This is a genomic window from Helicobacter cetorum MIT 99-5656 (assembly GCF_000259275.1).
GTDB classification, from domain to species: domain Bacteria; phylum Campylobacterota; class Campylobacteria; order Campylobacterales; family Helicobacteraceae; genus Helicobacter; species Helicobacter cetorum.
Map to the genome: position 1 here is coordinate 1,365,758 of NC_017735.1, position 22,393 is coordinate 1,388,150.

Annotated in this window: 17 protein-coding genes; 7 read left to right on the top strand and 10 right to left on the bottom strand. The window is 35.7% G+C overall.

Features of this window, described 5'->3' with window-relative positions; all coding sequences use genetic code 11:
• Positions 1-11: 11 nt before the first annotated feature.
• The 5 genes from tkt (at position 12) to HCD_RS06495 (ending at position 9,173) form a co-directional block, all read left to right on the top strand.
• The gene (gene tkt / locus HCD_RS06475; RefSeq protein ID WP_014659776.1) at positions 12-1,937 is read left to right on the top strand and encodes a transketolase; all 1,926 of its coding nucleotides are present in this window, start codon (positions 12-14) and stop codon (positions 1,935-1,937) included.
• The gene (addB, locus tag HCD_RS06480) at positions 1,934-4,252 is read left to right on the top strand and encodes an ATP-dependent deoxyribonuclease AddB (RefSeq protein WP_014659777.1); all 2,319 of its coding nucleotides are present in this window, start codon (positions 1,934-1,936) and stop codon (positions 4,250-4,252) included. The genes tkt and addB overlap by 4 nt, the downstream gene beginning before the upstream one ends.
• On the top strand, positions 4,249-6,783 hold the full coding sequence (locus HCD_RS06485; RefSeq protein WP_014659778.1) for a DNA translocase FtsK: 2,535 nt from the start codon (positions 4,249-4,251) through the stop codon (positions 6,781-6,783). The genes addB and HCD_RS06485 overlap by 4 nt, the downstream gene beginning before the upstream one ends.
• Before the next feature lie 113 nt (positions 6,784-6,896).
• Complete coding sequence (locus HCD_RS06490; protein WP_014659779.1) at positions 6,897-8,171, top strand: MFS transporter; 1,275 nt, start codon at positions 6,897-6,899, stop codon at positions 8,169-8,171.
• 192 nt (positions 8,172-8,363) lie between these two features.
• Positions 8,364-9,173 carry a flagellar hook-basal body protein gene (locus tag HCD_RS06495; RefSeq protein WP_014659780.1) on the top strand — a complete coding sequence of 270 codons (810 nt, stop codon included), beginning with the start codon at positions 8,364-8,366 and terminating at the stop codon, positions 9,171-9,173.
• Positions 9,174-9,378: 205 nt separating this feature from the next.
• Here HCD_RS06495 and HCD_RS06500 read toward each other — a convergent pair whose 3' ends face one another.
• The 10 genes from HCD_RS06500 to HCD_RS06545 form a co-directional block, all read right to left on the bottom strand.
• Entirely contained in the window at positions 9,379-9,948 is a 570-nt protein-coding gene (locus HCD_RS06500) for a hypothetical protein (protein ID WP_014659781.1), read from the bottom strand.
• Positions 9,949-10,039: 91 nt separating this feature from the next.
• Positions 10,040-10,672 carry an NAD(P)H-dependent oxidoreductase gene (locus tag HCD_RS06505; RefSeq protein WP_014659782.1) on the bottom strand — a complete coding sequence of 211 codons (633 nt, stop codon included), beginning with the start codon at positions 10,670-10,672 and terminating at the stop codon, positions 10,040-10,042.
• A complete protein-coding gene (gene lgt / locus HCD_RS06510) occupies positions 10,672-11,520 on the bottom strand; it encodes a prolipoprotein diacylglyceryl transferase (RefSeq protein ID WP_014659783.1) in 849 nt (282 codons plus the stop codon). Before lgt ends, HCD_RS06505 begins: the two co-directional genes overlap by 1 nt.
• Positions 11,521-11,522: 2 nt before the next feature.
• Complete coding sequence (locus HCD_RS06515; protein ID WP_014659784.1) at positions 11,523-12,257, bottom strand: RluA family pseudouridine synthase; 735 nt, start codon at positions 12,255-12,257, stop codon at positions 11,523-11,525.
• Positions 12,258-12,259: 2 nt separating this feature from the next.
• The gene (waaA, locus tag HCD_RS06520) at positions 12,260-13,441 is read right to left on the bottom strand and encodes a lipid IV(A) 3-deoxy-D-manno-octulosonic acid transferase (RefSeq protein ID WP_014659785.1); all 1,182 of its coding nucleotides are present in this window, start codon (positions 13,439-13,441) and stop codon (positions 12,260-12,262) included.
• Between the two features lie 7 nt (positions 13,442-13,448).
• Entirely contained in the window at positions 13,449-14,180 is a 732-nt protein-coding gene (locus tag HCD_RS06525) for a zinc ribbon domain-containing protein (protein ID WP_014659786.1), read from the bottom strand.
• 14 nt (positions 14,181-14,194) lie between these two features.
• The gene (locus HCD_RS06530) at positions 14,195-14,926 is read right to left on the bottom strand and encodes a GTP cyclohydrolase I (protein WP_014659787.1); all 732 of its coding nucleotides are present in this window, start codon (positions 14,924-14,926) and stop codon (positions 14,195-14,197) included.
• 2 nt (positions 14,927-14,928) lie between these two features.
• Positions 14,929-15,828, bottom strand: a complete 900-nt coding sequence (gene glyQ, locus HCD_RS06535; protein ID WP_014659788.1) for a glycine--tRNA ligase subunit alpha — start codon at positions 15,826-15,828, stop codon at positions 14,929-14,931.
• An 11-nt stretch (positions 15,829-15,839) separates the two neighbouring features.
• Positions 15,840-16,778 (bottom strand): NAD(P)H-dependent glycerol-3-phosphate dehydrogenase, encoded by a 939-nt coding sequence (locus HCD_RS06540; protein ID WP_014659789.1) that lies wholly within the window; start codon positions 16,776-16,778, stop codon positions 15,840-15,842.
• A gap of 86 nt (positions 16,779-16,864) precedes the next feature.
• Positions 16,865-18,286 carry an outer membrane beta-barrel protein gene (locus HCD_RS06545; RefSeq protein ID WP_014659790.1) on the bottom strand — a complete coding sequence of 474 codons (1,422 nt, stop codon included), beginning with the start codon at positions 18,284-18,286 and terminating at the stop codon, positions 16,865-16,867.
• 294 nt (positions 18,287-18,580) lie between these two features.
• On the opposite strand from HCD_RS06545, the gene HCD_RS06550 reads away from it, so the two are divergent.
• Together HCD_RS06550 and HCD_RS06555 are read left to right on the top strand one after the other, a co-directional pair.
• Entirely contained in the window at positions 18,581-18,847 is a 267-nt protein-coding gene (locus HCD_RS06550) for a hypothetical protein (protein WP_014659791.1), read from the top strand.
• A gap of 887 nt (positions 18,848-19,734) precedes the next feature.
• Complete coding sequence (locus HCD_RS06555) at positions 19,735-22,059, top strand: relaxase/mobilization nuclease domain-containing protein (RefSeq protein ID WP_014659028.1); 2,325 nt, start codon at positions 19,735-19,737, stop codon at positions 22,057-22,059.
• The last annotated feature ends 334 nt before the right edge of the window (positions 22,060-22,393 follow it).

Consider the following 22,393-nt stretch of genomic DNA (forward strand, 5'->3'; position numbering starts at 1 on the left):
TGGAAAAATTTATGCAATTTAGTAACACTGATTTAGAACGATTAAAGAGCATGGCCACTACACTACGCTTTTTGTGTGCGGATATGGTAGATAAGGCTAATAGTGGGCATCCGGGCGTGTGCTTGGGATTAGCTGATGTAATGGTAGTCTTAAGCTTGCATTTAAATCTCAACCCTACTAACCCTAAATGGCTTAATCGTGATAGATTAGTTTTTAGTGGGGGGCATGCAAGCGCATTAGCTTATAGTTTGTTGCATTTATGGGGTTTTAATTTAAGCCTAGAAGATTTAAAGAATTTTAGGCAATTACATTCCAAAACGCCCGGACACCCCGAATTACACCATACAGAAGGCATTGAAATCACTACAGGCCCTTTGGGGCAAGGCTTTGCTAATGCCGTAGGCTTTAGCATGGCTAGCAAATACGCTCAAAATCTCTTGAATAAAGAAGTCATTTCTCATAAGGTCTATTGTTTGTGCGGAGATGGAGATTTGCAAGAAGGCATTAGCTATGAGAGTGCTTCAATAGCAGGACATCATAACCTTGAAAACTTAATTGTGATTTATGATAGCAACCAAATTAGTATTGAAGGCTCTACTCAAATTAGCTTTAGCGAAGATGTTAAAAGGCGTTTTTTAGCCCAAAATTGGGAAGTGCTAGAATGCGATGGGCATAACTATCAGGCTATTCATAATGCTTTAGAAAAGGCTAAAAAAACCACTAAACCCACTCTTTTAATCGCTCACACAACGATTGGTAAGGGAGCTATTGGCTTAGAAGGAAGCGAAAAAACACATGGCTCACCCTTAAATAAGGAAGTTTTAAAACAATCCAAAGAAAACGCTCATTTCAATCCTAATGAAAGTTTTGTCATTGATTCAAAAGTTAAAATGCATTTTGAAGAAATAAAGGTTAGGGGCATTAGCTTAGAAGCTTTATGGGAAAAATCCTTAAGCCCTAGCATAAAAGAAAAAATTCATGCTTTAGAGAATTTTGATTTTAATACTATCAACTACCCCACTTTTAAAGAAGGCGAGAGCCTAGCTACTAGAGTGAGTAATGGAATGATTTTAAACGCTATTGCCAAAGAGTATGAAGGCTTTTTAGGGGGGAGTGCGGATTTAGCCCCTTCTAATAACACACATTTAAAACATTCTAGTGATTTTCCTTTAGGACAAAACTTGCATTTTGGCATTAGAGAGCATGCTATGGGGGCTATTACTAACGCTCTAGCGGCTTATGGCTTGTTTGTGCCATTTTGTGCGACCTTTTTTGTATTTAGCGATTATTTAATGCCTAGCATGCGTTTAAGCGCTTTGATGAAATTAAAAGCCCTTTTTATCTTTACGCATGATAGTATCGGTGTGGGCGAAGATGGAGCCACACACCAACCCATAGAGCAACTAAGCCACTTACGCTCTTTAGTTAACTTCTATGCTTTTAGACCAAGCGATGCTTTTGAAAATATCGCTTGCATGCAGGTGGCATTAAGCTTAAATGCCCCTAGTGGCTTTATTTTATCTCGCCAAAACTTGCCTGTGCTTAATGAAGTGTCTAAAGAGCAAGTTTTAAAAGGGGCGTATGTTAAAAAACACGCTCAAAACCCTGTAATTACGCTCGTTGCAAGTGGGAGCGAAGTATCTCTCGCTCTAGAGAGTGCTAAAAAATTAGAACAAGCTAATATCCAAGCTCAAGTAGTGAGTGTGCCATGCTTTGATTTACTCATAGAACAAGATGAAAGCTATTTTAAAGAGCTTTTTAAGGGTAAAGTCTTAGCGATTGAAGCGAGCCGTGGCTTAGAATGGTATCGTTTTGCTGATAAAATTATTAGCATGGATTGCTTTGGAAGCTCAGGCAAGGGCGATAAACTCTTTGAAAAATTTGGCTTTAATGTTGAAAATATTATTATTCAGGCTAAAGAATTGCTCAACGCATGAATTTAGAAAAACTTTTTTCGCAAAAAGCCCCCCTATTTGTTTTTAGCTCTACAAGGCGTTTAAAAAACTTCTATTTAGAACAAGGCGAAGGGTTTTTGGATAATGCAATGAGCATGGGGAGCTTTTTTGAACAAGCTTTTTATATTCCTAATAAAAAGAAAATTCCTAAAAGTGTGCGTCAAATTTTAATGATAGACACCATTAAAGAAATTGCTAGAGAAAAAAGCACTATGCTTGAAGGGCTTTTGCTTTTTGAAAACAGCTTTTTGGGATACTTAGAAAGCACTTCTTTTTTATTTGATTTATTTGATGAATTAAGCTCAGCTTGCATTAAACTTAATGAAATTTCTCTTAAAGACACTTACTTAGACTACGAACAGCACTTAGAAGTCTTAGAAATGATTCATCAACGCTATGTCAAAAAGCTAGAAAAACTAGGGCTTTATGACAAGATTATGCAAGAAAAACCAAAGCTTTTAGAAGAATTTTTCACTCATTTTTCATCAATTGAGTGGCATTTAGACGGCTTTATGAGCGTTTTTGAAAGACAATGTTTGCTAGAAGTCGCTCAACTAGTGCCTATTACTTTACACATCACTTGCGATAAATACAATCAAAAATTTTTAGAATTTTTAAATTTGAAATTAGAAGTAGATTGTGATTATTCTATAGATTTTAAAAGTCAAAAAATCCTTTCTGCAACCCCTAATACCAAAAAAATAGAACCACGCCTTTATGCAAACTCTAGCCCCTTAAAACAAAGTGCCTTGATTTTACAAACCATAGAAGAGTATTTGCAAAAAAATAACGACCCTAATAAAATGGCGATTATCACTCCAGATGCTGATTTTTTACCCTTTTTAAAACTCTTAGACAAGCATAATAATTTGAATTTTGCTATGGGCTTGGGGGCTAAAAATTGCCCTTATTACACAGAGCTTAAGAATGAATTAGAAAAATTAGAAGAGAATGATTTTAATAATAACTTGACCCCCTTAGTTCATTTAGAAAATCTCACGCTTTCACTTTTAGAAAAGCAAAGCTCCAAAGAACGCACCTTATTAAAAGAAACGCATTCTAAAATCATACACCATTATCATTTATTACAAGATACGCTTAAAAACTATAGCTTTAAGGATTTATTGCGTTTGTATTTGCAAGAATTTGAAGAGAATTATCGCCTAGATGATTCTAGTGGGGGTAAGGTGTGCGTTATGGATACCCTAGAGACAAGGGGCATGCATTTTGAAAAAATCGTTATCGCTAATTTTAATGAAACTAATGTGCCTAATCTTAAAGATTGCGACTTGTTTTTAAACTCTAATTTGAGAAAATCGCTCGGCTTACCTACCTTATTAGATAAGAAAAACTTGCAAAAACACTACTACTACCAGCTCTTTAAAAATTCTAAAGAAATTGTGCTTTCTTATATAGAGAGCGAAACTTCAAAAGTCTCTAACATGCTTTTAGAACTAGATTTAGACTTAGAGCCTATAAGAGACGCTTACACGCTTTTTGCAAAAAGCACGCTTAAAGCCTACCAAGAAGAAGAAATCATTGACACCATTTCTGAAAAATTTTGCTTTAGTGCTAGCTCGCTAAACACTTTTTTAACTTGCAAGCGTCAATTCTACTACCATTATATCAAGCAATTTAGAGAAAGCCCCAAAGAAGAAACTAATAGTGCTGTAGGTAGTTTGCTCCATGAATTGCTAAAAATGGCTTATGAAGACAACAAAAACCCCCATTTATTAGAAGAAAGGCTTACTCAGCTCTTAGAAAAAAAAGAAAATATTACCCAAAAAGAGCGTTTAGACACTCTTGTAGCCATTAAAAAAATCCAAGCCTTTTATGCTAACGAGCAACAACGCTTTAGCGAAAAAATCAATATCCTTGAGCTTGAAAAGGGCTTTGAAACCACTATTAATAACATTACTTTCAAAGGACGCATAGATAGAATTGATAAAGATAATCATCATAACACCCTTTTATTAGACTATAAATTCAAATCCAAAGTAGAACCAAGCATGATTAAAACTTCCATAGATGAAATGCTTGAAACTTGCACGGATTATCAAATGGCTATTTATGCGTTCGCTCTTAAAAATCTAGGCTATCAAGAGCCTATAAAAGCGTTCTTTTATGATTTAAGAAAAGGCGAGTTAGTGGAAGAAGAAGAGCTTATCTTAAAGGCTAAAATGAATCATTTAGAGCATGTTCTTATCCCCCTACTCAAGCAAGAAATTGATTTTTCTAAGACTTTAGAAACTAAAGCTTGTGATTTTTGCTCTTTTAAAGATATGTGTAATAGATGAAATCTAAAAAACTTTACTTAACTTTAGTAATAGGTGCGATTTTAGTGTTTCTAACCCTGTCTTCATGGCTAGGCAATAGCGGATTAGTGGGGCGTTTTGGGGTGTGGTTTGCTACGCTTAATAAAGAATATTTTGGGTATTTTTCATTCATTAATTTACCCTACTTAGCGTTCGTTTTGCTTCTTTTATCCAAGACTAAAAACCCCCCTACAGAAATCGTTTTGGAAAAAACTTTGGGGCATTTGTTAGGGGGTTTATCCCTATTGCTCTTACAATCTAGTTTTTTTAATGAAGGCGAAATCGGTAATAGCGTGTGCTTATTTTTACGCCCCCTTATAGGCAATTTTGGGCTTTATGCTCTCATCATACTTATGGCACTCATAGCTTATTTAATCCTTTTTAAATTACCGCCTAAAAACGCCCTTTTGTCTCCAAAACTACAAAATTTTTTCAAACAAGTTTATAAGCAATGCCTACAAGCCTTTAGCCCTAGCAAACACCCAAAAGAAAGCCTTGAAAAGACTTTGAATAAACAAGATAATACATTGCAAGAATCCCTAAAAGAGCTAGAAAACCAAGAATTAGAAAGTAGTCCTAAAGAAAGCAATGAAACCCTTCTAGCTATTCCTACTCCCTATAATAGCACTTTAAACAACATAGAAGCCCCCAAAGGCTTGGTTCAAATCTCTTCGCACACTCCCACTAACTACACTATTTATCCCAAGAGAAACAAGCTTGATGATTTATCTAGCCCTACTCAATCAGAACTAGAAAGCCCGCTTCAAAAAACTCTAACAGAACATAAAGAAATCAAACAAGAAGTTCAAGAAATAGAGCCTGCACACAAAAAAGAAACCCCTACCCCTATATCTACGCCCATAACAGAAGATAACAACAAGGTAGAAAGCCCTAGCAAAGAAAATCCAAATTGCCCCACAAACACCCCACAAGAAAGAAAACAAGAGAGTCCACAAGAAGAAACACCAAAGCAACCCAGACTAGAAGAAAATGCCCTAGACTTTAGCAAGATAACCCCCATAAGCCACAACACCAAGAAACCCATTGTGATTAAAGAATTGAGCGAAAATAAAGAAATGCTAGATGAATTAGAGTATGGCGAAGTGGAAAAGCCCAAAAATTATGAGCTTCCTACGACACAATTATTGAATGAAGTTTGTTTAAAAGACACTTCTTTAGATGAAAACGAAATTGACCAAAAAATCCAAGACTTATTAAGCAAGCTTCGCACTTTTAAAATTGATGGCGATATTATCCGCACCTATTCAGGCCCTATTGTTACGACCTTTGAGTTTCGCCCAGCCCCTAATGTGAAAGTGAGTCGTATTTTAGGCTTGAGCGATGATTTAGCGATGACTTTGTGTGCGGAATCTATTCGTATCCAAGCCCCTATTAAGGGCAAAGATGTAGTCGGCATTGAGATTCCTAACTCTCAAAGCCAAATCATTTATCTAAGAGAGATTTTAGAGAGCGAATTGTTTCAAAAATCTAGCTCGCCTTTAACCCTAGCTTTAGGCAAAGACATTGTGGGTAACCCTTTCATCACGGATTTAAAAAAGCTCCCCCACCTACTTATTGCCGGCACTACAGGAAGTGGTAAAAGCGTGGGTGTGAATGCGATGATTTTATCCTTGCTCTATAAAAACCCCCCTGAGCAATTAAAGCTTGTGATGATAGACCCCAAAATGGTAGAATTTAGCATTTATGCGGATATTCCGCATTTACTCACTCCCATTATCACTGACCCCAAAAAAGCTATAGGAGCTTTGCAAAGCGTGGCTAAAGAAATGGAACGCAGATATTCTTTAATGAGTGAATACAAGGTTAAAACCATAGATTCTTATAACGAACAGGCCAAAAATAATGGCGTTGAAGCGTTCCCTTATTTAATTGTAGTGATTGATGAATTAGCGGATTTAATGATGACAGGGGGTAAGGAAGCGGAGTTTCCCATTGCACGAATTGCACAAATGGGGCGAGCGAGTGGCTTGCACTTAATTGTAGCCACCCAACGCCCAAGCGTAGATGTCGTAACCGGTTTGATTAAAACCAATTTACCCTCAAGAGTGAGTTTTAGAGTTGGCACTAAAATTGATTCTAAAGTGATTTTAGACACTGATGGAGCTCAGAGTTTGTTAGGAAGGGGCGATATGCTCTTTACCCCCCCAGGCGTAAATGGATTAGTGCGTTTGCATGCCCCCTTTGCTACTGAAAATGAAATCAAAAGAATCGTAGATTTTATTAAGGCTCAAAAAGAAGTAGAATACGACAAAGATTTTCTACTAGAAGAATCACGCATGCCTTTAAATGTGTCTAGTAATCAAAGCGATGATATTTTAGAAAGAGCTAAAGCGGTGATTTTAGAAAAAAAGATTACCTCTACAAGCTTTTTACAACGCCAATTAAAAATCGGCTATAACCAGGCCGCCACCATTACTGATGAATTAGAAGCTCAAGGCTTTTTATCTCCAAGAAACGCTAAGGGGAACAGAGAAATTTTACAAAACTCTTAAAATGATTTCTTAAAGTTACCACCAAAAACACTTACTTAAATCTATCAGCAAGGATTATACATGTATCCTATCAGTAGTAGTAGAATCACCCAAACAAATACCAAGGATAGCCCATGAACACTCATTTGCAAGAGCAAGCCACTAAAAAACCCCTAAAGTCTCTCTTAGCGGCTAGTTCGGGGAATTTAGTGGAATGGTATGACTTTTATATTTATGCATTCCTTGCCCCTTATTTCGCCAAAGAATTTACGCAAACAAACGACCCTACCTTATCGCTCATATCAGCTTTTTTAGTTTTTATGTTAGGGTTCTTTATGCGACCTTTAGGGAGCTTATTTTTTGGTAAATTAGGCGATAAGAAAGGGCGTAAGACTTCAATGGTTTGCTCTATAATCCTTATGGCATTAGGCTCTTTTATGCTCGCCTTACTACCCACTAAAGAAATCGTTGGAGAATGGGCGTTTTTATTCTTGCTTTTTGCAAGGCTTTTACAAGGCTTTAGTGTAGGGGGAGAATATGGCGTAGTAGCAACTTATCTCTCTGAACTTGGTAAAAATGGTAAAAAAGGTTTTTATGGGTCTTTTCAGTATGTAACTTTGGTTGGGGGACAGCTCTTGGCTATTTTTTCACTCTTTATCGTTGAAAATATTTACACCCATGAACAAATCAGTGAATTTGCTTGGCGTTATTTATTTGGCTTAGGGGGAATATTAGCTTTGCTCTCACTCTTTTTAAGAAACACTATGGAAGAAACCCTAGAGAGCAAAGAAACCCATAAAAAATCTCATCGTGGTAGTTTAAAAGAATTACTCAACCACAAAAAAGCCCTTATGCTAGTCCTTGGAATCACTATGGGGGGAAGCTTATGCTTTTATACTTTCACCATCTATCTTAAGATTTTTTTAACTAATAGCTCTTCCTTTAGTGCTAAAGAGAGTAGCTTTATCATGCTTTTAGCACTCACATATTTTATACTCTTACAGCCTTTATGCGGAACGCTTGCGGATAAAATCAAACGCCCCAAAATGCTGATGGTTTTTGGCATTATGGGACTTATTGTAACCCCTATCGTCTTCTATGGCATTAAAAATGCTACCCATATCTATGAAGCCTTGCTTTATGAAATGCTCGCATTAACAGCCATGAGCTTTTATACCTGTATCGCTGGTGTTATTAAGGCCGAATTGTTTCCTTCTTATGTGCGTGCTTTAGGGGTGGGTCTAGCCTATGCGATTGCTAATGCACTTTTTGGGGGAAGTGCAAGCTATGTAGCACTACAATTCAAACAACATGGCTTTGAAGAAGGGTTTGTGGGCTATGTCATGTTTAGTATGTTAATATTTATAGTTATGGTTATTTTATTTCCTAAAAAAACCTATATGAATTAAACTTACAATAAAGTAACTTTTTTATGCAATCCATTTAAGATATGACTCTTAAATGAGAGCTGATGTATCCTAAAGCCCACATTTTAAAATCTCTTCATTTTTATATAGGCTGTTTTAACATGAAAACCCACAATCAATGCATTCTGTTACTCAAAATCCGCTATAATCTTACTTTTTAAAAGGATTTATTGCATGCAAAATGGGTATTACGCGGCTACGGGAGCTATGGTTACACAATTTAACCGCTTGGATTTAGCATCCAATAATTTGGCTAATCTCAACACCAATGGCTTTAAAAGAGATGATGCGATTACGGGAGACTTTTTAAGACTCTATCAAGAACATAGGGAACGACTACCCTTAGAAGACCAAACCAAAGCGAGTGCACAATATTTAAATCGCAATCTCAATCGTGTACCTATTCTTTCAGAAATCTATACCGATAAAAGTCTTGGTGCATTTGAAGAAACTCATAGCCCCCTAGATTTTGCCCTAACAAGCCCTAATCTCTACTTTGCAATACAAACCCCTGAAGGCGTAGCCTACACCAGAGATGGGAATTTTAGCGTTGATAAAGATGGTTTTTTGGTTACTCTTAATGGCTTTAAAGTGCTTTCACGCTCTGGATTGAATGAAAAAGGGGGGATAATGCTTATGCCTAATGCCGAACTTGAAGTGGATAGAAGTGGCAATATTACCTTTAGAGACAATGAAGCTCAGATTCAAGCGGGAGCGTTAGCCCTAGTAAGCTTTAGTGAGCCTAAAAACCTTAAAAAAACGGGACAAAACCTGTATGTTTATCAAGGAAAAGGGGTGAATAATGTGCCTGATTCTAACGCACTCAGACAATACATGCTAGAAAAAAGCAATGTTAATGCGGTGCGTGAAATGACTGCCCTGATTGAAATTAACCGCTTGTTAGACATGTATTCTAAGGTGCTAAAAACCCATCAAGATGATATGAACGCCGAAGCTATCAACAAACTCGCCACTAGAGCGTAGCAACCCTTTTCTACGCTCCATACTCTGCATATCCTATTGCATCCCAATGGTCTCTAGTGGGGCTACTGGTGTTTGTTGCTTGTGCGAACTAAAAGTTGCAGATATCCAACACCAAACTAGAAATTCTTTGCTCTTACGCCAAAATAAAAAAGAAAGCAAAACCCAAGGAACAAGAAGTCCCCCTACAGAAAAGAATATTTTGTGCCTACCTTAAAACACAAACATTACCGAGTTCTTTTAGAACAATCTTAGCAATATAGCCGACTTCATTGTCATTAAGATTTTCAACACTAGCCTTGAGATACCTTTTGATTTGCTCAATTTGACAGCCTTCTAGCTTGATTTTTACTACAGCAACTCCAGCTTTCATATTAGTATAAGTGTCTGCAACCTGAATCTTTGTAACCAAATAGTTATAAAAAGAATAACCCACCTTAGTAACCGTTTCATCTGATTCATGAAACTGCTCAGCGAAGCGTTTTCTATATCTCGTAAAAACTTCATGGAAAATTACAATCATACTCATTTTGGCATTTAAAGTCGCTTGCTCAATCCCTAAATACTTATTATCAATAGGAATATAAGCCACACCCATTTCTTCATAAGGAACTTTAGGGTCTTCAAAAACCCACTTAGGGGCATCAGCTAACTCAGCTCTCATGCCTTTCAAATCAGAGACTAAAATCTCATTTTCCCTTAAAATACCCTTAGCACTTAGTGAAGTGCTAAGCATCATGCCTAAAAGACCGCCTAAAATAATTCTTCTCAATAACATTTTATTTCCCCTTAAAACTTATTTATCATAGAATTCTCTACTTGTTAGCTAACATACTAGCTAAATAAGACTTTAAAAAAGTTTAAACATGCTATAGCCAAGTAATTGTAGCTGCTTTTGGTTTCCTTGATTTCAAAGATACACCATTTACTCTCTTACCCAAAGCAATCAAGCATGCAATTTTTGGCTTATTTGTATGCTCTTTTAGAACTTCACTCACTTTTTTAGCATCAAACCCACCGATAATACAGCTATCTAACCCCATTAAACTCACACCCATACAAATCTGCCCCACAGCAATATAGCATTGCTCCAGCATGTATTGTTCTAATTTTTGCATGCTATGATTAAAACTCAAATCAAGCATTTTAGCAAAAGAAGGAATGACCCTAGATTTGTAAGGCTCAACATAGAGATTTTGCATATAAGAGCTAGTAGGCAATAATTGACTAGGCTCTAAAGAGCATACTACCATTAAAGCTGAAGCACTTTCAATCATATCCTTATTAAAATAGCTATGCGTTGCGATTTGCTTCTTTAGCTCTTTATTTGTAACCATAATAAAATGCCATGGCTGGGTATTATAAGAACTGGGTGATAATCTGGCTAACTCAGCAATTTCTTCCAACTCTTCACTAGATAGCTTGTAATGAGTATCAAATATTTTACAAGAATGGCGTTCATGCAATAATTGTTTTCGTTTGGTTTTGTCTAAAAATTTCATTAATTATCCTTTATTTTAGAATACTTTTTAGCATACAATAAAATTCCTAAAGAAACAATTACCATAAACAAACTTAGTATTTGCCCCATGCTCAAATTAAAAATATAAACCCCCATTTGACTATCAGGCTCCCTGTAAAACTCTGCTACAAAACGCATGAGTGAATACCCCAAACCATAAACCACAATCAATAACCCATGTGTTTTAGTGTATTTCTTAGCGAGCATTACCATAAAAAATACTACAATCCCTTCTAAAAACGCCTCAATAAGCTGGCTAGGATAACGCAACTCATTATTTATGACAATGCCTATCATTTGTCCTAAATGGCTGTTCTCTGGCACAATTCTCCCAAAAAGCTCTTGGTTTAAAAAATTCCCAATTCTGCCAAAAACATATCCTAAAGGTAAGCTAATGGCGATTAAATCCAAATAGATTAAGAGCTTTTTTAAATCTTTACGACTATAAAGGTACGAAGCGACTAAAAACCCTACCAAACCCCCATGATAGCTCATTCCACGAATACCTACAAAATTCCCTTCACTATCAAAGGGGTTAAAGATTTGCCAAAAATGTATTAAATAGTAGCTAGAATTTGGGTCATAAATAAGAATGTATCCTATTCTTGCCCCCAAAACTATGCCAAGTTCTGCCCATAAAAAATAACTCTCAAAATCCTTTCTTTCAATAGGAAATCTTTTGGGGTCATTTTTAATCATTCTTAATGCCATGTAAAAGGCTATGATAATCGCACAAGCATACGCTAAACCATACCAATGCACTTCAATGCCACCAATGCTAAAGGCTATGGGGTCAAAACGCTCATAAATCGTATTCCAAACATTCATGTTTAACTCTCAAATTCAAATTCTTTAGGGGCAATGGCCTCAAACTCATACCCTAATAATGCAATTTTATGCGCATGGAGCATTAAGCGTTTAGCCGGAACTTGCTTATTGCCATAGAGCGTATCACCTATAATGGGGTAATTGATATGCTTTAAATGCACTCTAATTTGGTGCGTTCTTCCGGTTTTAATCTCTACTTTTAGAAGGGTTTTTTTACCCATAATTTTTAAGGGTGTAACCTTAGTAAGAGCATCTTGTCCTTTGGGCGAGATTTTACTAAAAGCTTTGGTAGTTTTAGTCGTAAGTATGGGGGCATTAATTTCTTGCTCTTCTTCTAAGATACCTTGAACTAATGCTAGATATTCTTTCTTTACCACCCTATCTTTAAAAGCCTTTTTAGCTTTTAAGTGAAATTCTGAATTTTCTTTGACTAATAAAATCACTCCGCTAGTCTCTTTATCCAAACGATGTAGTAACACCCAATCGTTGAAAAAATGCATTAAGTCATAGCTCTCTATAAAGGGGGGTTTAAAAAGGGCTAGAACATTTTCATCTTCAAAAATCACGCTGGGTTTTTCAATCTTTTGGATACTAAAGCGTGTGTTTTTGGGTAGCTCCTTTCTAGCAATGCCAAGTTTCTTGCCCCCTATGCTTACTAATCCTAAATCAATCAAAGCTTTTGCTTTTTTATTAGAAATATTTTCTTGTATGCTTAATAATTTATAGGCTTTTTCCATATCTATCCTTTAATAAGTGTGAGTAATTCGCTCAAATCATGTTGATTCTCTAAAAAACGCACCACGCCTAAATTTTCATAATCCAAAAGGGCGTTTAACAAATTCTCTTTTTTTACCATCTTATAAGGGCTTACTAACTCAAACAGCGCTAATTGATTAAAAATGTATTCCCCTGTGATTAAGCGGGTGTTAAAAAACGCCGGCTCTAAGGGGTTATGCCCCCCTTTTTTGATAAATGAACCCCCCAAGATTACAATATCTGCAATTTGATAAAAATTATTCAATTCCCCTAAGCTATCCACTAATAAAATATCGCATTCCACAAAACCCTTTGAAGAAAAAAATTCTAAGCTAAAGGGCGTAGTTTTTAATATATTTTGCAATAGATTTTGCACGCTTTTAAAACGCTCCGGGTGGCGTGGCACAATGATTAGTCTTGCATGCGTATAAATCTTTTTAAATTCCAAAAACGCCTTTAAACCTAGCTCTTCTTCACTCTCATGCGTGCTTGCTAAAACTACATTTAAAGCATTAGGGTTTTTAGGATAATAGCGAGTGATTGTGGGCTTTGAAAAACGCTTGATATTAAAAAAATTGATGACCTTTTTAGCCCCTAAACTTAATAAGCGCATTTTATCCTCTTCACTTTGGGCTAAAATCAAATCAATGCGTTTGAATAAGATAGAATAAAAGAGTTTAAAACGCTGATACTTAGGGTAAGATTGAGTGCTAATCCTAGCGTTAATGAGCATGGTTTTTGCCCCTAATTTTTGAGCCATATCAAACACATTAAACCACAACTCCGCTTCTGTAACCACTAAGGTTTTTAATTTTTTTAAGTTTGTTTTCCAAGTAAATAATAAGGTTTCAAAAGGTAAGTAACGCACTTCTATATGCTTAAAATTGCAATAAGACTTAGATGCTAATTCAAAGCCAGTGTTAGTGGTAACGCTAATTAAAATAGGCTCTTTTAAAGCTTGAATGATGGGTTCTAAGGATTTGACTTCCCCATAAGAGCATGCATGAAACCAAAAAGTCGGTTCGCTTTTCAAAGCGTTATCTTTTAGAAAAAAGCGAGCCTTTAAAGAATAGCGGTATTTTTCCTTGAAACTCAAAAGTAAAATTATGGGTGAACAAAGAAAATGCCCCAAACTCAAGCATAAAAAATAGAAAAACTTAAACAACTAACAATTATTCTTGGCTTTCTGTAGGTAATTCCAAACTCTCAGCGTATAAAATACGCCCACAATGCGGACAAGTGATAATATCCCCACTACTTAGCACTTCTGAATAAGTCTTGTCATTCAGTCTAATGAAGCAACCCCCACAAGCTTGTTTTTTTATCGTTACAATGCTGGTGTTTTTAGCCCACCTTCTAATCCTTTCATAAAAGCTATAGATTTTAGGCTCCATTTTTCCCACTAAATCTTCTTTCTTTTTAAAGATAATTTGTTGGGTTTCTTTGATATTTTGGACTTCGCTTTCTACGGAGCTTTCTAGTTCATTCGCTAATTTTTCAAGCTCTAACATTTCATTTTTTAAGCTCTCTTGCCTCTCGCTTTTATGCTTGATTTCATTTTGTAAATTTTCAATTTCTCTATTTGCCTGACTAGAACGCTCCTTAGCAATATCCTCTTCAATATTTAAAGAACGCAATTCCCTTTCAGATTTAATCTCACTCATTTTCTTTTGAATACTAGCAATTTTAGCGTTAGTGTCTTGTAAGGTCTGCTCGTTTTTGGAAACTTGTAGTTTTAGGGCTAATTTTTCTTCTTCTAAATTCAAAGATTCTTTATTCTTAGCTTCTTTGTCATTCAATGCTTTATCCAAGTCTTTACGCTTTTCTCTAATGAGTGGCTCTAAAGAGTCAATTTCTTTATCCAAATTAGAAATATCAATCAATTGTTTGAGATGAATATTCATAAAATAGTTTTCCTTTAAGTAAATTGCAAGGGGTTTTCAAAATGTTCTATTGTAACCAAATAATCATAAGAATGCAAAATTTCAGCCATAATTTGTGCGAACGCCCTTTCGCTATAATAGTGTGTCGCATCAATGAGACTAATACCTAAAGATTTGGCTATCATACAATCATGGTATTTAATATCGCCAGTAATCAAGCAAGTTTCTTTTTTTAAAGAATGAAGTGCGAACGCTCCAGCTCCACATACAAACGCCACTTCTTTAATCACTTGAGAACCTTTAGTGCATGCTAATTTTTCAACCCCCAAGCAAAATTTAACATGCTCTAAGAGTTTATCAAAGTCCCAATTTAAATTTTCTTTAACTAAGATGAGATTTTTTTCTATTAAATTATCAAATCCTAAAAGTGTCTTAGCAAAGTGCTTGTTTAGATGCGTTTTATCAAAATTCGTGTGCATGCTAATAGTAGAAATATTTTTTTCAACTAAAAGTTTTAAAATATTACTAGGATAGGTATCATAATCAAGTGCTTTTAAGGGCTTGAAAATTAAGGGGTGGTGTGTGATGATTAGGGCATTTTGTGGGGCATTAGTGGCAATTTCAAGCGTTATTTCTAAGCATGCGATAATCTTACTAATTTCATTATTTTTGCTCCCTAAATTCAGTCCGCTATTATCCCAAGATTCTTGAAATTCAAAAGGCGAAATCGTGTTTAAAACTTCAAGCACTTCCCCAACTAACGCCATTTTTAAGCCTTTGAAGTTAAAGCGTTTTTTAAGCACTCTTCTCTTTCTTCTTCTTGTTCTTTATACAACACAGCACAGCCTTTGGCTAAATCTCTGATTTGTAAAATATAATTTTGTCTCTCAGCCACAGAAATCGCCTTTCTAGCGTCTAAGATATTGAAAAAATGCGAGCATAACATCACAAAATCATAAGCCGGCAAAGGCAGTTTGTTTTCCAAGCAATGTAAAGCTTCTTCTTTGACATTTTTAAACATTTCTAACAATCTCTCTACGCTCGCTACTTCAAAATGATACTTGCTAAACTCATATTCGCTTTCTAAATGCACTTGAGCGTAACGCACGCTTTCTTTGTGATTTTTTGCCCATTCAATCTCTAGTATGCTCTCTACTTTTTGAACATACATCGCTAATCTTTCTAAGCCATAAGTGATTTCTACAGGAATGGGGTTACAAAGAATGCCCCCCACTTGTTGAAAATATGTAAATTGTGTAACTTCCATGCCATCAAGCCACACTTCCCAGCCTAGTCCCCATGCCCCAAGAGTAGGGCTTTCCCAGTTATCTTCTACAAATCTAATATCATGCTCATTAAGTTTTATCCCTAAAACTTCCAAACTTTTTAAATACAATTCTTGGATATTAGAGGGGCTTGGCTTAATCACTACTTGAAATTGATAATAGCTCCCTAAGCGGTTAGGATTCTCTCCATAACGCCCATCAGTTGGTCGCCTAGACGGAGCGACATAAGCCACATTCCAAGGCTTTTTATCCAAACTCCTTAAAAGCGTTGCAGGGTGGAATGTCCCAGCCCCTGCAGGAATATCATAAGGCTGAATGACTAAACAACCTTGATTTTTCCAATATTCCTGTAATTTTAATAATAAACTTGAAAAATCTTGCATGTTCTATCCTTTTAAGTGCGTCTAATCAAATCATTCATGCTCTCTAGCACATTTTTACCCTTTAAAAGCAAGGCTAATTCGCTTGCAATAGGCGTGTAAATGTGGTGTTCTTGTGCCATTTCCACAATAGCATTTGTGGTCTTTACCCCTTCAGCTACTTCACCTAATTCTTCTAAAATTCTTTCTAGGGGCTTACTTTGGGCTAACCCTAAACCCACACGATAATTCCTTGACAAAATAGAATTAGCGGTTAAAAACAAATCTCCAGCCCCAGAGAGACCTAAAAAAGTCTCCGTTTTGCCCCCAAAATACGCCCCAAAGCGTTGCATTTCCACTAAGCCACGAGACAATAAACTAGCCTTAGCGCTATTACCGAGTTTCAAGCCATCACACACGCCCCCAGCAATCGCAATCACATTTTTATACGCTCCAGCGATTTCGCCCCCCACCACATCTTCTTGAGCATAAGCTCTAATAAAGGATGGGGTTTTGTTAGCAAATTCTAGTGCTAAGGCATGATTATGAGAATGAATCACTAATGCACAAGGCAAACCCTGAATGATTTCAGCCGCAAAACTAGGTCCAGCTAAAAAACACAAACAACTAGGCTCAATAAAATCCTTAGCGATTTCGCTCACAAAAGCCTTGTTTAAAACTTCTATCCCTTTAGATGCGATTAAAACCTTAGCATTTTTAGGTAAAGAAGCGTTTTTAAACCACTCTCTTAAATGTTGCACGCTAATGGCTACGATGTATAATTGCGAATCTAAGCCCATTTCCAAGCTCACTGGCTCTATAGGGGTAGAACCCTTAGAAACTAAAGCATGATTAAGCTCTTTCAAAGGTTCATTTAAATCCCGCCTTGAGATGATTTTAACTTTATTCTTTTCTCCAAAAGCAAAGGCTAAAGCCCTCCCCCACGCTCCGCCACCAAATACTGAAATTTCCATTAAATTCCTAATCTAATTGATTGTAAAACTCAGCATTTTACAATAGCAACCCTAAAATAGCCCTTACAATCAAATGCCACTCTTAGTTAAAACAAATAATAATAACTAATAAACATGCTATAAAGAGTGTTGTTTTGAACTTCATAGAGTTTGTTAGAAGTGTTTAAAGAAACACTAGGATTTTTTAAGAAAGGCACCTTCACTCCTAAATCAAATTCATGCATGCCATTAAAGACAAATCTTAATCCTGTATGTAAGAAGGTGTTAAATTGAGTGTTACTCACATGGTTGTCTTTGATTTGAGCAATTGAAGTGTTTCCAGCAAGATTGACTCCAGCAAAGATTCCAAAAATCATGCTTTGCTTGTCGTTATTGTCTATGATATTAGCTAGGAAGTCTAACCCACCCCCATAAAGGATATTAGAGTTAGAGAAGTAAGCGTTAGTGTAAAGGTATTCAATATTAGCATAAGTTCTTAATCCAAATCTAGGCACAAAGAAATGTTTGTATCCTATAGCTAGACTAACTCCATAATGGAGAGTGGTTTGTTTGGAAACAGACACTAAATTTGAAAGGTTGGTTTGAGTATAGCGGTTTGTTTGTAAGGTTAGTAGGCGGTAGAGAGAAGCAAACATATTTGGAACATCTTGTGGTAACTCTGGCGGAATAATGGGACCTTTGTAACGAGTAGAACCATTATCATAAATACCATTATAGTAACAATTATAGTCTTCTAGTTGCTGTTGTGTATAACCCTGCGGAATAGCAACATGATATGCTGTTGGGCAAGTGGGAAAATCTGCATTTGGAGTTTTTATCTCATTAAACAGACTACGATACTTGGTTAGATAAACCTTAGCATTAGGACCAGCAACATTTAAACAATTATGCCGTTTATCTAAACCTTTTTTTCTATCGCAAAAGCTTTGAAATTGACCCCATTCAGTCGGATACTCAGTAGAAGCATGCTCTAAGGCATCAGCTCTCTGTGTCCAGTAACCGCTAACTTTGTTTTCATAATCTTTTTTGGCTAAATCTTGGGCTTGCTGTTGGGGGTCATCTTGTGGTTGTTCGGCTCTTCCTTGTGGTCGTTTTGATTTGCTTTGTGGTGGGTCTTGTTTCTGTGCCTGTGGTGGTAGCGGTGCTTCAGCTGGGTTCTCTTGGGGTGAGCTAGACTGGGCGGATTTATGCTGTGGCGGTGGGTCTTGGACTTGTGGTTTATCTTCAGGAAGTGGTTTGGTTTGGGGTAGCACTCTAGGTTGGCTAGGCGGACTTTCAACTACCTTTGGCGGAGTGGGTTTTTGCTGTGGTGGCTCTAAGGTGGTAATGGTGCGTTTTTGTTCACCTTGACCAATTAAAAAGCTTCCACCCGCATACCATGAGCTTTCTTCAGCTCTCAAATCCGTTAAGAAAGCTAAGGGTATGAAGAGTAAAGGTCTCATAAACTGCCCCCCCCCCCCGAGCTTGTTGTTGTGGCTACTATTTGAAAAAAGGCTATAAAAATTCATGTTAGATTCCTAAATATTTTAATTCATTGATTATCAAGTCAATATAACACAAAACACATGAATTTAAAGTGAATGTTTGTGGTTTGTAGGATATAAGTTTTAAGGCTGTTCTGAATTTATGCAAATGATTTTGTTAAAAAGAATAATCCCTGTTGCAACATTGTATAGATAAACTCTTTTTATGGGTCCATTCAAAATTCTGTGTCAATCCACTAAAATATAAAGAAAAGGATTGATTATGACAGAACAAGAACAAAATTTTGATTTTAACGATGCTGTTAAACAACTCTTAGCTTGGTCAAAAAGATAGGGGGTAAAGATAGTGTTTTAGCTCCCTTAGTCAAACAACTTATAGAAGTAGCACTAGAAACTGAAATAGAAACCCACATAGCACAAGATGTGTTAGGGGGCAATAAAAATCGTAAGAATGGAAGTTTTAAGTGTTCTCTAAGTTTCAAGTTAAATTCAATCAAAAATCATTTGAAATATAACACAAATTTTTTAAACAAAAGCTTAAAGAATAATTTCATTCCTTTAATATTGATTGTGAGTTCTTATTAAAATAGGCTGGTAGTTCTTTACTTCTAGCTAGTAGTTCTTATATGAGTTATCTTATATGAGTTATTAGTAAGTTCTAAGGGTATTTTTGCTCCTAGTTCTTAATCATACAAGCAACCTAGTTCATATTATTAGAGCAGATAAGCTCTTAATCTATTTTCCCCTTAGTTCTTTCTTGGTGTGAGCTATTAGGTTCTAACTTGTGGCTTTTAGTTTTTATCGTGTAGCCCTTAGTTCCCTAATTGTTGCTTACAAGTTCTTACTATTTGCTTGTTAGTTCATAGTATTTAGCTTGCTAATTCTTATTAGTGGGCTGTAAGTTCTTTGCTTGTGCTATAAAGTTTCATTCTATAGGTTACTAAGTTCTCACCATATGGCTATTAGTTCTTAATAATTTTGACTGCAAGTTCTTTTGCAAAAAAATCTCTAAGTTTTTATAGTGTTTCTAATAAGTTCTTGGCTCTTAATTTTTATAGTAAGGGGGTTAAAGCTTTTGAATGAATTTTTTCTCTCTTGCTAGATTAAAAGTTTAGCTTATCTGTCAAAGCACTTTTTAAAAACTTTTTAGGCAAAAAGTTAGCAAAAACCCTTATTTTTTAAAAATCTAGCTCCAAGTCCCTTGAATGCGAAGTTTTAACCATATGTGTGTAGACACTTGGTGTTATCCTGCACCTTTTTTGATTGGTTCTCTTTTTTAATTCTTTGTGCTATGCTACAAAGAATTAAAAAATCGCTAGATTTAAAATCAAAAATCTAGGGTTTAAATTAGCGTTAGCTTGAATAAAATTTTGGCGTTTTAAAACGCCTTTTTAGTAAGGGAATAAAGTCAGCTTGAAAGTGTGCGAATTAGATAAAAATTTAGCGATGTTGTTAAGTCTTAAAGGGCTTGTATGCTAGATAGAGCTATACGAGATGCTAAATTAGATAATCGCCCTATGGATTTGTCTTTTTTAGATGATATTTTAGAGCATATGTTAAAGCCTAGACCTAGTGATAGCGATAAAATTGATAAGAGATTGTTGATTAAATTCAATCAATTTGGCTCTAACTCAGAGTCTATTAAATCTAATCTAGTTGGCACAAAGAATGCTAATCCTGTGCTTATTAAAAACATAGGGCAAATGAAACGCTCCCATTTAGAAAATGCCCTAAGTTATACCTTAGAAAATAGCGAGACAGCCTACAATGAAATGTTTTTAGAGTGTGATAAGCAATTTATTTTAGAGACTTGGCTCAATGACTTTGATTTAACTAAGGATTATAACGAGGCTATGCATTTAGTCTTTTCTATCAAAAATAAGCCAGATGAAGAGACTATGCAAGGGCTTTTATACTCTACTTGGGAGAGCTTAAAAGTAAGATTGCCTGAATATAAATTCGCTCTTGTGCCTCATTCTCATCAAGACCATGCCCATATCCATTGTTTCATCAATAAAACTAACCAGCTCACAAGAAAGAGACTGCGTTTTAAGGGGCGTGAGGATTGCAAAGAATTTTTTAATGAACTAAGAAGTGAGTTTGCTTATAGGTTGAATAACCATTTATTGAGCGAAGAATACTTGTATGTCAATGAGCCTAAGCTCAAGGAATTAGACAATATCAAACTTCAATTACAAGTTTTAGAAAAAGAAGAGAAAGCATTAGAACAAATTAAAACCCCACAAGATGAGTGGGACTTAAACAAGGCTTTACAAAGCGAGTATTTACAAGAACTCAAAGATAAAAACAAAGCCCAAGCCCTAAACATTCAAAACAACCAAAGCCTGCCTTTGAGAAAAAAGATTTCTGAATTTAAAATCGCTCTCTTTAACCACAAAGATATGAGTGATGATGAAAAAGAACAGCTAAACATTGACAGGGTAGATAAGAGAGAGCTAGTAAGCGAACATTTAAAAAACACCAGCAAGCAAGAGCTATACGAACTCTTAAGTTTTTATCAAAAAGAGCTTGATAAAACAGAGAGCCATTCAGCCTTTAAAAATTTTGCTATTCTCAATGATTTAGACAGAAATTTTGAAAGAGAGACTAAGGGCTTTTCTCTTTTAAAGAAAAAAGAAATGCTACTAAGTAAGCTTGAACACCTAGACAAACGCCTTTTAGATAAAAACTCACACTTATTACTGGCTCAACTAAGAAATGAAGTTAAAACCAAGCAAAACACACAATACAACACTCTAACTAATCCTATTCTTTTAGCCAAAGCCTTAGAACTTCCTAAAGATAAACGCCCCACACTTAAAACTTTTAAAAACGCTTATTTTAGTGCTAGAAAATATCAATTCATGCTAGAGAGCTTTAAAACTAAACAAGATGACCCCACTTATAAGCTTAATGATAACACTTATGAGCTAGTGAGTAAGCAACTACAAGATTATCAAAAGACTATGCTTTTATTAGCCAAAGAGAGATTGCTCTTTTTAGAACAAGACTTAAAAACAAAAGAAGAAGAGTTTAAAAGAGCCAAAGAGAGCTATTTTAAAGCCCTAGAGAGCTATAAAGAGACTTTTTCATTGAAAGAAAACCAAGACTTTCTCAAACAAAACAAACAATTTTCTAAACTTTCAAAAGAAATTCTTTATACTTGTAATGAAATCATAGGGGCTAATAGGTTTTTAACCCACTATGACATTTCACAACTTCAAAAAGTCCTAGAACACGCTAAGGATACTAAGCTAGAGCAAAAAGAAATTCAAGTCAAGGTTAAAGAGCAAACCACACCAACCCAAAGCGAGCTGACACAAACCGCTACTGGCTCACAAGCTAATAAGAGTGTGGCTAAAGAAACTCAAGCTAACACAAAAACTACTACACAGCAAGAGTTAATCGCACCACAAAACCATGTTAGCACCATTCAGCAAGAGCCTAGTATTGCATTAAACACTCAAGCCGCCATAACAAACAATACTATCCAACCATTACAAGAGCCACAATCTAATGATAAGCCGACCAAAACATTGCATTCTGATGAGCCGTGGATAGAACATGCTAAAGAGCTTGAAAGAAAAGCCAAAGCTCATCAACAAGCTTGTTTAGAAAGAGAGCGAGCTAAAGAAAATCAAAAAGCTCACGAGAATGCCCTAAATTCAACACAAAACCAAAAACCGACTAACGATATATCTAACAGCCTAAAAAGTGCTGTCAGTCAAAATACAAGCGAAATAGAGCCTAATTCATACGAGTATCTAATACAAAAAAGCAAAGGGCGTGGTAGGTAAAAACTCAAACTAGCTCAATGCTCCCTAACAATCTAATTGACTAGGCAAAATTCAGCATGCCACACACTCTTAAAACGATTGAAACACAAATACGAGCAGAGATAATGAACCGCTTTAATAGGCAGTTTATTTCTCTCTATCAACCTTTAAATTAAATCAATCCACTAAAACCCAAATAAAACACTCTAAAATGCCCTACAATCAAAATAAGGCTATAGGGAAAGAACAAACTATCAACTTAAAATAAAAAACGCTTTAAAATGCCTTTTAGAGCTTAAATTTTTCTTAAACGGCACGCAAAAATTTTAAAACTTAAAGTTTCCTTAAACATAAT

Coding starts and splice junctions, on each gene's coding strand:
- addB (WP_014659777.1), top strand. CDS start 1,934: ATGAATTTAGAAAAACTTTTTTCGCAAAAAGCCCCCCTATTTGTTTTT.
- HCD_RS06495 (WP_014659780.1), top strand. CDS start 8,364: ATGCAAAATGGGTATTACGCGGCTACGGGAGCTATGGTTACACAATTT.
- HCD_RS06525 (WP_014659786.1), bottom strand. CDS start 14,180: ATGAATATTCATCTCAAACAATTGATTGATATTTCTAATTTGGATAAA.
- HCD_RS06540 (WP_014659789.1), bottom strand. CDS start 16,778: ATGGAAATTTCAGTATTTGGTGGCGGAGCGTGGGGGAGGGCTTTAGCC.
- HCD_RS06505 (WP_014659782.1), bottom strand. CDS start 10,672: ATGAAATTTTTAGACAAAACCAAACGAAAACAATTATTGCATGAACGC.
- lgt (WP_014659783.1), bottom strand. CDS start 11,520: ATGAATGTTTGGAATACGATTTATGAGCGTTTTGACCCCATAGCCTTT.
- glyQ (WP_014659788.1), bottom strand. CDS start 15,828: ATGCAAGATTTTTCAAGTTTATTATTAAAATTACAGGAATATTGGAAA.
- HCD_RS06500 (WP_014659781.1), bottom strand. CDS start 9,948: ATGTTATTGAGAAGAATTATTTTAGGCGGTCTTTTAGGCATGATGCTT.
- HCD_RS06490 (WP_014659779.1), top strand. CDS start 6,897: ATGAACACTCATTTGCAAGAGCAAGCCACTAAAAAACCCCTAAAGTCT.
- HCD_RS06530 (WP_014659787.1), bottom strand. CDS start 14,926: ATGGCGTTAGTTGGGGAAGTGCTTGAAGTTTTAAACACGATTTCGCCT.
- tkt (WP_014659776.1), top strand. CDS start 12: ATGCAATTTAGTAACACTGATTTAGAACGATTAAAGAGCATGGCCACT.
- HCD_RS06555 (WP_014659028.1), top strand. CDS start 19,735: ATGCTAGATAGAGCTATACGAGATGCTAAATTAGATAATCGCCCTATG.
- HCD_RS06515 (WP_014659784.1), bottom strand. CDS start 12,257: ATGGAAAAAGCCTATAAATTATTAAGCATACAAGAAAATATTTCTAAT.
- HCD_RS06485 (WP_014659778.1), top strand. CDS start 4,249: ATGAAATCTAAAAAACTTTACTTAACTTTAGTAATAGGTGCGATTTTA.
- HCD_RS06545 (WP_014659790.1), bottom strand. CDS start 18,286: ATGAATTTTTATAGCCTTTTTTCAAATAGTAGCCACAACAACAAGCTC.